Here is a 12,215-nt window from a genome sequence, read left to right as displayed (position 1 = left end):
TTTTGCCAGATCTCGTTTTATCTAATACCCATTGTATTAATAGGCATTTCATTATCGAATCATGTCTTCTATCCAAGTTTTAAAATTAGGATAAGAACTTTGAGCATCATTTAGAATTTCAGTAACTGATCTAGAATTAGATTTAGAATTCTGTTTTGCAAAAGTCAGAAAATCATTATTAATTTGAGTGTTAGCTTCAGGATATTCGATAGATTCAAATGGACCATGATTCTGTGATAACAACCAAAGATAATCATTAAAATCTTTCGCTACAACTCCCATTTCTCCTTCTGATCCTAAGAATACAATGGGTTGATCTAATATATTTTTGTCTTTATTTACTATCCAAAAAGCAGCACACCCACCTGTACCATCTTGGCCAAAAAATAATAATGTACTAGCATCAGCTTGAGGATTCCCAGTCCAAGCTGTTAAAAATCCTGCTGTTTCTTCAGGTGATAAGAAATCTTGGTATGGCTCAAAATCAATACCATCTCCATCAGCATAATCAAAATCTAATTGGTGTAACTTCTTAAGTAAATCTGGAAATTGAGTCATAAGTTCTCTATTCATTATTTTAAAGAGTTTCTAAAATTATATACCTTATATGAAATTTATCAGTTCAATAAGTAAAAAACTGAGTGTTTCTAATTGGCTGATAGCCCAGATTGTATCTAAATTGCCGCATTAAATCTTTTGAAATTGGTTGAGGTTGTTGTATTTGCATCATCAAAAGTTGTAAAAACTGTCCATGACTAAATACAGCCAAATTCTTTTGGACATAGTTTTCATTCAAAGCCTTTAACTTTTCATGAAAAGCTTGAACTCGTATATATAGATCTTCAAAAGACTCGGCATCATCGGCATCTTTATGCTGATAATCCATTTTCTCCCAATATGCATTTACCCAAGTTTTACGGTCATCCATATTGGTATGGGCACACTTACGCTCAGACAAATAGCTAAACTCATGCAAATGTTCATCTACTTCATAAGTGAGATTATATTTTTCTAGTAGTGGGGCGGCGGTTTGATGTGTACGCAAATATTGAGACACAATCACATGGTCAATCTCTGGAAGTTTTAAACATAGTTCTTGAGCTTGTTTATGCCCATTTTCACTTAAAGTAATTGAAGCATGCGACAAGGTTTTTCCATTAATGTTGGCTTCACTTTCAGCATGTCTGATCAGAAAAATACTCATATTAGTTCCGTTGAACTCTTGGGAGCGGTGGAGCTAATCCCAACTCCAAAGAGTTTTTGCTATTTACTATAAGTTTCCCAATTTCTCTTAATATGCCAAGAATTTTGTTTAAAATTCCAATTAATAATATTTGAAGGCTCAAATTTTTCATCTAATATTTTTATAACCCTAACATTCATCCTAAGAGTAAAGGATATAAACGCGATCTAACTTTAGAGCAGTAGTAAATGAATAACCTAATTTCTAATGTACAAATTATGGAAGATCCTGAATACGGCGTAATACTAGTTTGTCGAAATTTGGAGCTTGCAGATCAATTTGAAGATTTTCTAACAGAAAAGCATTCTGTACTTTTCCATATAAAGCTTGAAACAAATCAAGTTTCATTCTTTTTTGGTAAAACAAACACTACTTCAGAGGTTAAAAAGTTATTCAATCAATTTATGTTATCTAGTTAAAATATTAAAGGAGATTGCGTATCAGATATCAAGCGGGAAATATGGGGGTAATTATTAATTAGGACTCACTTGAAAATATTATGACACTGAGCGTACAAGGGGTTTAATACATGAAAAAGCAAAGGTTTAAAGAGGGTGCTTTATTACAAATTGATTTAAAAAATGGTCAATATGCATTTGGTCGGGTCATAAATAAAGAGGAAACACTTTTTTATGACTTTTTTACAGATAATATTTCTAGTCTTGGTCTCGATAAGATTTATTCAGCAAAAGAATTATTTCGAGTGCCCGTAATGAAATATGCTATTACTTCTGGTCAGTGGGTAGTGATTGACAATAAGCCTATTAAGGCAGATTTGGCGATACCAAATAAATATTTCATGCAGGATGTGATTACCAAGGAGTTCTCAATTTATCACCAAGGTAATATTCTGCCTGCAACATATGAGGAAATTAAAGATTTAGAATGTGCAGTGGTCTGGGAGCCAGAGCATGTGGAAGATAGATTGAGAGATTATTTTTCAGGTGTACCTAATGTATGGGTTGAAGATTTAAAACCAGAGCCTTAAGTAAGTATTCTGATACGGGGAACGAAGCTATATTAAAGAGATAATAAATCTCTAATTTCCCACTTACATTTCAAAATTAGCACCGTAATAAGCCTAAAAATCCTCCCTCTATAACCCCCACTTAACAATAACTCCCTCATTATTTAGCCTTACTTTTCTAATGATTTAATTTAAATCAAATGGCATTTTGCGTGCTTGACTGCAATAAATGTGAAGCTTATCCTTTGCCTGCTGGCCACATTGCCAGACGGTCGTCGCGGACCGCTGTAAGATCACATCAGATTTATTCCTTTCTGAGGGATAGTCTTATGTGTAAACTCCTCGTCTCCTCCCGTAGCGGTAGGACGGGAGAGGGACACCTTCGGGTGTGCTGGTTTATCTTACCCAGTCCGCGAACCCTTTCTCGTTCTGCCACCATAATTTTAATGTCTGGCAGAACTCCCAATAAAAAGGAGTTGGCTTTGCACATCCATTATTTCTTGGCTCTCAATGCCATAAGCTATAACAACACAGCTTAAAAATTTAAAGCAGCTTGAATGCCCTAAGGTTTTCAGGCTTTAAGTCTTTTTATTTAAAACTTAGCAATAACAAACTCGAGATGTGCCACGCACAGTCTTTACGGCTTTGCTGCGCCTTTTTTTCTCCCAAAAAAGTATCTCATTTGCAAACAACAAGAATTTATAACGGTGAAACGATGCGAAATTTAGTTCTCCCTGCACGTGCCATGCAAGTCATAAATAAGTCGATTCATTTATTTCATCATTTTGGGTTTCATATGGTTGGGGTCGACCGAATTGTGAAAGAGTGCGGAATTCCAAAAGCGACTTTTTATAACTACTTTCATTCTAAAGAGCGGTTTATTGAAATCTGTCTAATCGTACAAAAAGAGCGGTTAAAAGAAAAAGTGGTTTCAATTGCTGAGTACGGCAAAGACGCAAGTGCTAGGGGGGATAAACTCAAAGAACTTTATCTTTTACATACCGACTTAGACGGGCTTTACTACTTACTATTTAAAGCCATTTTTGAAACGAAACTGAGCTATCCAAAAGCCTATCAAGTTGCAATTAAATATAGAACGTGGCTAATGAATGAAATTTATAGCCAGCTTATAAAACTAAAAACCGATGCAACTTTTCAAGATGCCAAACTATTTTTATATATGATTGAAGGCACAATTATTCAGCACTTAAGCTCAGATGGAGCAGACAACAGAGAAAGCCACTGGAATATGATTTCTAATATCTTTCTTTAGACGTTTCGGCTTATTTGGGGGAAGGCATAAGCCTTAATTCTAAAATAGCTATTGGATGAACTTTGAGAGTTGACTTCAAATCGTGGCTTAAGTGGTTTGAGGTCAAGTTTTTTTAAAGATACTTAAGCAATATGGTTTGCGTAACTTCAATCAAATACTGAAATATTTCGAATCAGCATATGAGTTGCCTACGTCAGTCATCGTCTCATGCAAAAGTATGCTGAATATAAATAGAGGAGTCATTCATGGGTACGCGTTCAACCATTATGGATACCAATAGCTTTCGTCCAGAACATGCTGCTGAGCTGGACCATGCTACCCGCAAACTGACCGATAAAAGAAATAAAATTTTAGGTGAATCCTATCGCTTGTTTTATCGTAATCCTGTGCATCTGGTGAAAGGACAGGGGCAATATTTATGGGATGCAGCAGGTCATCAATATCTGGATGTTTACAACAATGTTGCCAGCATTGGTCATTGTCATCCTGCGGTGATTGAAGCGGTAAATGAGCAAATGAAAATGCTCAATACGCATACCCGTTATTTACATGAAAATATTTTGGATTATACCGAAGAACTTTTACAAACCACTCCTGATGAAATTGACCGTGCCATGTATATGTGTACGGGCTCAGAAGCAAATGATTTAGCGATTCGTATTGCTCGTGAATATAGCGGCGGTACAGGAATTATTGTTTCTCAAGAGTCGTATCATGGAACCAGTAGCTTAACCTCAGGATGCTCTCCAGCGCTTGGAACTGAGCAGCCTTTAGATGCTACAACTCGTCTAGTTCCAGCACCTGATTATTATCGAATTCAAACTGATGATTTAGGTACATGGTTCGCACAGCAAATCCAACAACAAATTGATGATATGAATGCAAAAGGGATCAAGTTTGCAGGTTTTTTAGCGGACTCAATATTTTCTTCTGACGGTGTAATGCCTAATCCTGTTGGGTTCTTACAAAAAGCGGTTGATGTTGTGCATGCCAATGGCGGTATCTTTATTGCTGATGAAGTACAACCGGGTTTCGCACGCACTGGCGACTCTTTTTGGGGCTTTGGTCGTCACAATGTTGTGCCTGATATCATTACCACAGGTAAGCCAATGGGTAACGGAGTTCCAGTGTCAGGACTTTTGGCCAAGAGTGAAGTCCTCGCTGCTTTTAGCGATAAAATTCCATATTTTAATACCTTTGGTGGGAATCCTGTTTCTATGGCAGCGGCACAGGCTGTACTTAAAGTCATTCAGGAAGAAGAGTTGCAAACCCATAGCAAATATGTGGGAGGACTACTTCTCAAAGAACTCACTAAACTTATGGATAAACATGAAATGGTCGGTGATGTCCGTGGCGCTGGTCTGTTTATAGGGTTTGAACTGGTTAAAGATAGAGCCACAAAAGAGCCGAATAAAGCATTGGCTTTGAACCTTATTGAAGAGCTTAGAAATACTCATCGAGTTTTAACCTCAGTTGCAGGTCCTTATGGCAATGTATTGAAACTGCGCCCACCTTTGGCTTTCCAAATAAAAGATATCGATTGGTTAGTCGGTGCTTTAGATCAAGCATTAACAAAATTAAAGTAAGACCTTCTATAAAAATACCCTTCAAGTTGGATGTTAAAGCTAATTTGAAGGGTATTTTGTTGTTCAATTATCTTATGTGTCTTTAGACGTTATCTCGAATTGCTTAAACAATAAAAAGGCCTTTATTCAAGGCCTGTATTTGCAATGTTTTAGTGTCTTAATTGACGTGGTGTAACACCAAACCAGCGTTTAAATGCACGCGATAAAGCACTTACTTCTGAATAACCTAACAAGAATGCCATTTCTGAAATTGGAATATTTTTCTGCTTAATATAATGTTCGGCCAATTCACAACGAACCTGATCGACTAAATGGGTAAAGGTCAGTCCTTCATTTTTTAAACGGCGGGTAAGGGTGCAACTCGTTAAACCAATATCGTGAGCGATTTTTTCAAGGTTTGGTTCACCTTCACTCAGTTCAAGTTGGATGTGAGAGCGAACCTGATCTGCAAGACTTTGGCTTTGAGAAGAGCGATTGAGTAACAGCAGCGTATCTAAAATTACTGTTAATAAAATAGAATCACGGCCCGGCATAGTATGCTGGACGTCTTTTTTTGAAATGATGATGGAGTTAAAAGGTTGATCAAAATAAACAGGCGCGTTAAATAATTTGCTGTGTTCTTGCCAGAATTCAGGTCGAGTATGCTCAAAGTGAATCGCGCGAGGTGAATAATGAGGACCCATCACTTCACGAATCACATTCATAAACATGCCCATGGTCAGTTCTGCATCTTGGCGGCGAGTTAAAATCGCGCCGTGTTGAACCTGATAATCTATGCGCCAGCTATCTCCTAAATCGATCATTCGATTAAGCGTATCTTTCTGATGCAAATAAAAATTATTGGTCATGTTCATGAGTGCAGACTCTAATGTATTTGAACAAAGACCAATGTACCCAATGAGCCCTAATGATTTCGGTTGAAACTGTTGACCATAATGCAGGCCAAAATTATCACAACCAGAAACCAGTGCTGCCTGTTCTAGCACCTTGCAATAATTGGGCAGTTGTAAGCTCAACGTTGGGCTGATTAGAAGTTCAGGATTAATACCACTAATACCTAAAACGCGATCAACATCTGCACCTTTTTGACGAATAAACTCGCTTAATCCAGAGGCAGCTGCAGACAATACACCTTGATTACACATATTTGAATCGACAAGATGAGCTGGGTTGAGATGTAACATGTCAAGTCTCATGATATTTATTCCTAACTATTCTTATATTAAGCAAAAGCCATACCAGTTTTTGCTTGCGTCCATGATTTTGTGTTGTTAAAAACTTTTATAAAATAATGACTTATGTTTTGCTGTTTTAAGTTTCAGGTTTGATTCTTTAAGAAGAGATCAAGAGTTGTATTTAACGTTGGGTAGCGAACTAAAAGAAGGCAGAAAATGCATTAGAGATAGGCAAAAAGGGCAGAACTAAAACAAGAAATTAAGCGGCTTCTCATGCATACAACATGTATTGTAGGCATGAGAAAATAAGTGAAATACTAATTTTTTGTAGTTTTTGCCGTTTGTGCACCATAACTTAAACTAGCCATTGAAGGTCTAAATTGACCTGTATTGGCATCGCGGCCCTGTAGTAAGAACTTAGTATTGGCTTGACCATAGCTCTGCACAGCTTGCTGAGAAAACTTTCCAATATCAGAACTCGGACTACGCAATCGATTAATAATTAGAACCTTCTGAGTCGCCGCAAAATCTTGCATCATATTTTGATCGCCTTCACTGTCACCTGCGATAAAAATTGGCCCATAACCATATTTAGAGACTAAAAAGCGCTGGATGGTTGCGGTTTTGCCTTTACCTTGAGTCTGCGCATAGCCATGACGAAACTCAGGTAAAATTCGATTTTGAGTATCTCGTTCTAACTCCATGGCGTAGGCATTTTTTTCATTAATGTTATAGCCGATCTCTGGATTAGAAATAATTTCCTTAATCACATCAATAAAAGAGGCTGAGCAGACATAGACATCAATACCATTGTCCTGAAAGGCCTTAAATAGATTTTGCATTTCACGGTATGGTCTTAAACCATTTTCCCAAGTGGTTTTCACAACGCCTGCTTGGCCTGAAAGCGCTGCGGGAGAGGTCCATGTTACAGGTCCAATCGGTTGCTGCATTTGCCAAGCCACTGTTGCTTTCACCAAATTACGGACTTCTTGTTCGGTAAGCCCTGTAAATAAATAAGTAACCCACGGATATGCAACTTCATGATCAAAGGTGTCTCCAATCGCCGCATATAGATATCTCATTTTAGTAATGAAATCGAGATAATGCGGATCTTGTTTAATTTGATCCAGACTTTGCTTACCTTTTAGACCACTATAGTGGTGATAAAGCCATGAGTAGCTCGCAATAATATCTGGGGCGATTTTATCAATATTGACGGCTTGGCCTTGCTGGTTATTGTAGGCCGCTACAAAGTTTTGCGAGCTAATTCCTTTACGAATAATCTGATTAAGCTGCTCTGGCGTGACATTAAACGCTAAGTGTTCAAGCTGATAAATTAAAGTTGCTTCTTCGATGTCTAAAAATACCGAGGTATTGTCAAAGTCAGTGACGATATACGGGCGTTTGTCAGGATTGTAGTTCGGGCTATCTTTTCCATAGGTAGCAATTAATTGATTAAGTTGGTCAAAGTTAAAAGCATCCCATTGACCTTTTTGGATATATTCCTTTTTGGGAATAGCGACTGCGGGAGATGTGCTTTGTAGAGGGTTGTAGTTACATGCGCTTAGAGCAATCATACTTGCCAGACTACTGGTGAGTAATAGTGCTTTGGCAACTTTGCTCAGTTGATGGGTAGCTTGCATAAACCCTTCCTTTAAATTCTATAAAATTTAAAAACTAAAAATTGAAAATTAAGAAAAGCGATCTAAATCACTTTTCAAATTCCGACAGGCATTTGTCCGTTTAAATATTTTTTACAGAGACGCACGGTTTCATTGGACCATTGATCGCCAAGACTTTGAGCCATTTCTGTTTGTGCGTGAGAACCATTCCAAGCCATCATTTGAATGCGGCGTTGCATGATAAAAGTCGGGATCATTTCATATTCTTCAGACTGAATATGACCTACGCGCTCGTAGCCTTTTAACCAGTAATCAACCCAATGAGGTGCATTTGCATAATGTTCATTGAAGCTAATCGCAGCAGCGAGGTCATGCATAAACCAACTCATGCCGCAGTCATCAAAATCGATCACACCGATACGTTCTTGTTGTAGTAAGAGATTGGTTAAACGCAAATCGGCATGAATCAGTCCATAGCGTTCTTGGGTTTTGCCAAAGAAATTTAAATCTTTCGAAATTTGTGCAATAGCTTCTTCAATTACGCCGTGATCTTGTGGTCTTAAATGAGGTGCATTTTTCCAGTTTCCCCAGTGTCCATCTGCACCAACCATGGTTTCATGATTCCACACAATACGCTGAAAGTTTTCAGGTGCTTGCCATGTCTTACTATGTACGTGCAACTTTGCGGTAATTTGCCCTAATTGTTCAAATGCAGTGGGGTCAACTTCAACAGTCGGCATGTCGCCCTCAACCCAGTTGAAAAGGACTGCATAACGATAAATATCATTCGATAGTTTCAAGGTAATTACGCGTTCACCCGATTGATCTGCAATCGCAACAGGAACTTGGATTCCACTCGCATTTAAAGCATCTAACCATTCAAGCTCACTTTGTATATCGAGTTTGCTGTGATAGTTGGGACGGTGAATTCGAAGTGCATATCGGGCAGATCCAGTCGAAACTTGATAGGTTGCATTTTCAGACTGACACAGTAGTTTGACCTGTCCTTGATAGTCTGATGGATATTGCTTAATTGCTTGTTCTGCCAGTATTTGTAATTGAACTTGGCTTAAAAATTCATTTTGTTCTACAGACATAACCCATCTCCTCAATTTAATTTTTAAACACGTTTCGTGTTGAGATGCCGTCGATCTTATAAAAGAAAAAATGAATCAACTTGACTTCAAGTGGTCGGGGAGATGTTTTGCTGTCAAGTTTTATGAATATCTTTTGCGCAACTATTGGTGGTGTAAATTTAGTCGATAAGGCATACGACAATGAAAGAGTCTGAATTAAGCGTGGATGTTGGTGCTTTACAACAGGACGCAGAGTATTTTGCAAAACGTCAGTTAAAAAAGGGGGCAGTAGGTTGGTTACTTTTAGTGGGGCTGGGTGTCTCTTACGTCATTTCGGGTGACTTTGCGGGTTGGAATTTTGGACTGGCACAAGGCGGCTGGGGAGGACTCTTTATTGCAACAGTCATCGTCGCGTTTATGTATCTTTGCATGAGCTTTGTAATGTCTGAGATGTCAACAATGTTGCCCACTGCTGGCGGTGGCTATAGTTTTGCCCGTGTTGCATTTGGTCCTTTTGGAGGATACCTCACAGGGACTGCGATTTTAATTGAATATGCAATTGCACCTGCTGCCATTGCTGTATTTATTGGGTCATATTGCCAATCACTCTTTGGAATTGGCGGTTGGGCCGTTTATTTAATTTGCTATTTAGTTTTTATGGGCATTCATCTGAAAGGTGCAGGTGAAGCGCTGAAAATCATGTTTGGAATTACCGCCGTTGCTTGTATTGCACTGGTCGTATTTATCGTCGCGATGCTTCCACATTTTGATAGCGCACGTTTGTTTGATATTCCAGTCAGCGCTAATGCAGGTGCGAGTAGCTTTTTACCGTTTGGCTATATGGGAATATGGGCCGCAGTACCTTATGCCATCTGGTTTTTTCTTGCAGTTGAAGGGGTGCCACTGGCTGCCGAAGAAGCAAAAGATCCAGTACGTTCGTTGCCACGAGGCTTGATTGGTTCAATGTTGATATTGGCGTCGTTTGCACTTTTAATTTTATTTTTAGGCGCAGGTGCTGCCGGCTCAAATGCTTTAAAAAATTCAGGAGCACCTTTAGTTGATGCACTCATTGCCGTATATGGTCAGCACACATGGTTGGCAAGTTTTGTTAACTTTGTAGGTCTTGCGGGTCTTGTCGCAAGTTTCTTCTCAATTATTTATGCATATTCGCGTCAAATTTTTGCATTGTCACGTGCGGGATATTTACCAAAAAACTTATCGCTTACCAATGAAAATAAAGCGCCATATTGGGCCATTATCATTCCGGGCATTATTGGCTTTTTGCTCTCTTTAACAGGTGAGGGTGACTTACTCATTTTAATGGCAGTATTCGGTGCAACAATCTCTTATGTGTTGATGATGCTCTCACATATCAAATTACGTTTGTCTCGCCCTGAATTACCACGTCCTTATAAAACGCCAGGAGGAATATGGACGTCTTGTATCGCTTTAATTCTTGCTGCTGTTGCTGTAGTGGCAGGGTTAATGGTAAATCCAAAAGTTTGGTTATTGGCCGCGCTGATTTATGTCGGATTTATACTCTATTACTTGTTATATAGCCGTCACCATTTGGTGAAAGGTACGCCTGAACAAGAGTTCGCCATGATTGATGACTGAGTTTGAGTGCAGTAAAAATAAAGAGGCTTCGGCCTCTTTTTAAGTGTTATAAAACGACTAAAATGTTTAAAACCAAAATAAAAAAGTTTAGATATTTAACTCAAAGTTTACTTTTACACGGTCCAAAACAATTAAGGTTCGATATGTTTTTACGTCTTCATTATCGGCGAAATGTTTTCTAACTAAACTTTCAAAATGAGATAAGTTGTTGCTCAGCATGATAATGATAAAAGAGACGCCTCCATTCACAAAGTAGCACTGTTGAATCTCTTCAACAGAAGCAAAGTATTGCTTCGCTCTGTCCATAACCGCAGAGCGGTCTTCGCTAAGTCGGACCTCAATGATAGACGTAATTTTTTCACCAAATTTTAGCGGATTTAAAATAGCGCAATTTTTTAAAATAATTTCCTTTTCTTCCATACGAGATATACGTCTTTGAACGGAAGCGGAGGATAGACCAATTTTTTCAGAAATTTCTCGATGCGAAGTCTTATTGTCTTTTTGCAGTATTCTTAAGATTGCATAATCAAAATTATCTAAAGAAATTTCTGGCATGAGTAAATCTCTCATTAAGCTTTAAATATAGAGTTATTTAATCGTTTTATTGAGTGAAATAGAAGAAATATATTGAATATATAGAATTAAAATTTCAATCATTCCCATAGCGGTAAATATGATGATTGAAACAAACTCCAAGCAAGGCATGGCATTTGCAGCCGCATTTCTATCTTTAGTTTCTGTGCAAATAGGGGCATCAATAGGAAAAGCCCTTTTTCCAATTCTTAGTGCAGAAGGAGTGACCTTAACTCGACTTGCTTTAGCAGCATGTTTTTTGTGGATTGCCTTTAAACCTTGGAGAGACTGGAATAAACAGACCAATTGGAAAAATCTAATTATTTATGGGGCAATCCTCACTTTAATGAATACTTTAATTTATAAAGCATTTTCTTATATGTCTGTTGGAATCGCGATTTCCATCGAAGTGTTAGGGCCACTTACGGTTGCTATTTTAATGTCTAAAAATAAATTAGATTATTTTTGGGGAGGAGTATCGCTTATTGGTTTGCTTCTTTTACCCATGGGCAATTCAAATAATAACTTCAGCTTTATTGGTATGACGTATGCTCTATTGGCAGCAGTAGGTTGGGGGCTATATATTATTTATGGGTCTAAAGTTGCACAAGGTGGCGGAAGCTCGGTTGCAACTGGAATGTTCCTAGCAGCTTTGTTTGCCACACCTTTAGGTGCATCTCACATTATCCATATTTTTGATAGTTATAAGATTCTTCTTACATGTTTGCTCATGGCGATGCTAGCGAGTGCGATTCCATTTATATTAGATATGGTTGCGATGAAAAAACTGCATCCGCGAGTTTTTGGAATATTAGTGAGTGCATCACCCGCGGTGAGTGCTTTGGCTGGATGGCTAATTTTAGATGAACGATTAAATCATTTTCAGATCGTTGGAATAGCAATTATTATGGCATCGTGTGCCGGATGTTCTTATTTCTCCTATAAACGTAATACTGCATAAGACCATTCATTTATGATGACTTATGTCTAAAAGCTAGATGAATCGATTTGAAGGGGGAGAGAAATAATAAATAGAGCCCCCTTAAAAAGGCTACCTCTGTACAAATAGAATATAAAAACAGC

At 38.1% G+C, this 12,215-nt stretch carries 12 protein-coding genes; 6 read left to right on the top strand and 6 right to left on the bottom strand.

Annotated features, from left to right (window positions below; translation table 11 throughout):
• Nucleotides 1-51: 51 nt before the first annotated feature.
• The gene (locus ACS604_RS03915) at nt 52-558 is read right to left on the bottom strand and encodes an SMI1/KNR4 family protein (protein ID WP_182917387.1); all 507 of its coding nucleotides are present in this window, start codon (nt 556-558) and stop codon (nt 52-54) included.
• 64 nt (nt 559-622) lie between these two features.
• Nucleotides 623-1,204, bottom strand: a complete 582-nt coding sequence (locus ACS604_RS03910; protein ID WP_474770177.1) for a histidine phosphatase family protein — start codon at nt 1,202-1,204, stop codon at nt 623-625.
• Between the two features lie 227 nt (nt 1,205-1,431).
• Here ACS604_RS03910 and ACS604_RS03905 point away from each other — a divergent pair, with 227 nt between their 5' ends.
• The 4 genes from ACS604_RS03905 (at nt 1,432) to ACS604_RS03890 (ending at nt 5,069) form a co-directional block, all read left to right on the top strand.
• Nucleotides 1,432-1,662 carry a hypothetical protein gene (locus ACS604_RS03905; RefSeq protein WP_474770174.1) on the top strand — a complete coding sequence of 77 codons (231 nt, stop codon included), beginning with the start codon at nt 1,432-1,434 and terminating at the stop codon, nt 1,660-1,662.
• 110 nt (nt 1,663-1,772) lie between these two features.
• Entirely contained in the window at nt 1,773-2,231 is a 459-nt protein-coding gene (locus ACS604_RS03900; RefSeq protein ID WP_474770172.1) for an Imm26 family immunity protein, read from the top strand.
• Nucleotides 2,232-2,925: 694 nt separating this feature from the next.
• Complete coding sequence (locus ACS604_RS03895; RefSeq protein ID WP_474770169.1) at nt 2,926-3,483, top strand: TetR/AcrR family transcriptional regulator; 558 nt, start codon at nt 2,926-2,928, stop codon at nt 3,481-3,483.
• A 245-nt stretch (nt 3,484-3,728) separates the two neighbouring features.
• Nucleotides 3,729-5,069 (top strand): aspartate aminotransferase family protein, encoded by a 1,341-nt coding sequence (locus ACS604_RS03890; RefSeq protein WP_002157177.1) that lies wholly within the window; start codon nt 3,729-3,731, stop codon nt 5,067-5,069.
• Nucleotides 5,070-5,218: 149 nt separating this feature from the next.
• Here the strand turns inward: ACS604_RS03890 and qhpR are convergent, their stop codons facing one another.
• The 3 genes from qhpR to ACS604_RS03875 form a co-directional block, all read right to left on the bottom strand.
• Entirely contained in the window at nt 5,219-6,253 is a 1,035-nt protein-coding gene (gene qhpR, locus ACS604_RS03885) for an AraC-like transcriptional regulator QhpR (RefSeq protein ID WP_474770371.1), read from the bottom strand.
• A gap of 308 nt (nt 6,254-6,561) precedes the next feature.
• A complete protein-coding gene (locus ACS604_RS03880; RefSeq protein ID WP_474770166.1) occupies nt 6,562-7,887 on the bottom strand; it encodes an HAD family hydrolase in 1,326 nt (441 codons plus the stop codon).
• A gap of 74 nt (nt 7,888-7,961) precedes the next feature.
• Nucleotides 7,962-8,963: a phosphotransferase enzyme family protein gene (locus ACS604_RS03875; RefSeq protein WP_013198390.1), complete on the bottom strand. Its 1,002-nt coding sequence runs from the start codon at nt 8,961-8,963 to the stop codon at nt 7,962-7,964.
• Nucleotides 8,964-9,143: 180 nt separating this feature from the next.
• Here ACS604_RS03875 and eat point away from each other — a divergent pair, with 180 nt between their 5' ends.
• A complete protein-coding gene (gene eat / locus ACS604_RS03870) occupies nt 9,144-10,559 on the top strand; it encodes an ethanolamine permease (protein ID WP_004793358.1) in 1,416 nt (471 codons plus the stop codon).
• A gap of 87 nt (nt 10,560-10,646) precedes the next feature.
• Here the strand turns inward: eat and ACS604_RS03865 are convergent, their stop codons facing one another.
• On the bottom strand, nt 10,647-11,114 hold the full coding sequence (locus tag ACS604_RS03865; RefSeq protein ID WP_474770163.1) for an Lrp/AsnC family transcriptional regulator: 468 nt from the start codon (nt 11,112-11,114) through the stop codon (nt 10,647-10,649).
• A gap of 118 nt (nt 11,115-11,232) precedes the next feature.
• Here ACS604_RS03865 and ACS604_RS03860 point away from each other — a divergent pair, with 118 nt between their 5' ends.
• Nucleotides 11,233-12,093 carry an EamA family transporter gene (locus ACS604_RS03860; protein WP_474770159.1) on the top strand — a complete coding sequence of 287 codons (861 nt, stop codon included), beginning with the start codon at nt 11,233-11,235 and terminating at the stop codon, nt 12,091-12,093.
• The last annotated feature ends 122 nt before the right edge of the window (nt 12,094-12,215 follow it).

The organism is Acinetobacter sp. Li1LvA2 (assembly GCF_056156705.1).
This window is presented reverse-complemented; position numbering and strand designations above follow the sequence as displayed.